At 65.1% G+C, this 714-nt stretch carries 1 protein-coding gene; it reads left to right on the forward strand.

The features are described from left to right. Positions 1-714, forward strand: a 714-nt coding sequence (locus LPA54_RS34065) for an alpha-amylase family glycosyl hydrolase (protein ID WP_267487944.1), incomplete at both ends; no start/stop codon positions are given.

Below are 714 nucleotides of genomic sequence, written 5' to 3' on the forward strand. Positions count from 1 at the left end.
CCAAGGGGCTGTTCACCCCGACCGTCCACGGGGTGCGCGACGCGCAGTGGAGCTGGTACTACGACGAGAAGCAGCCCGTGTTCGAGTACGACGGACTCACCGTGGAGCCCAAGAGCGGCAAGTCGTACTACAACGGCGACCTCTGGTCCACCGCCGAGCCCTCCGGTAACACCTGCGTCAACTGGGGCGTGCCTACGGGCGGCAGTAGCCCCGAGGGTTACACCCTCTACAACTGCCAGTGGCCGAGCCCCACCTCCGGCATGTTCCCCAAGGCTCTCTACCACCAGTGCTGGATCGGCAACTGGGAGGGAGAGGACTCACGTTCCTGCTGGCTGCACGAGGACCTCGCGGACTTCAACACGGAGAACGCGCAGGTGCAGAACTATCTGATCGGGGCCTACAACAAGTACATCGACATGGGCGTCGACGGCTTCCGCGTCGACACGGCCGTGCACGTCCCGCGCACCACCTGGAACCGCCGTTTCCTGCCCGCCATCCAGGAACGCGTCACCCAGCGGCACGGCGCCGAGGCCGCGAAGAACTTCTTCGTCTTCGGCGAGGTCGCCGCCTTCGTCAACGACAAGTGGAACCGCGGCTCGGTCAATCACTCCGCGCAGTTCTACACGTGGAAGGAGCGGGGGGAGTACAGCGCCGACGACGAGAAGGCGGCCCTGGAGATGTACGACTACGAGCAACAGCAGGGGACGGGCAACC

It is taken from the genome of Streptomyces sp. DH12, from assembly GCF_020873895.1.
Lineage (GTDB): Bacteria > Actinomycetota > Actinomycetes > Streptomycetales > Streptomycetaceae > Streptomyces.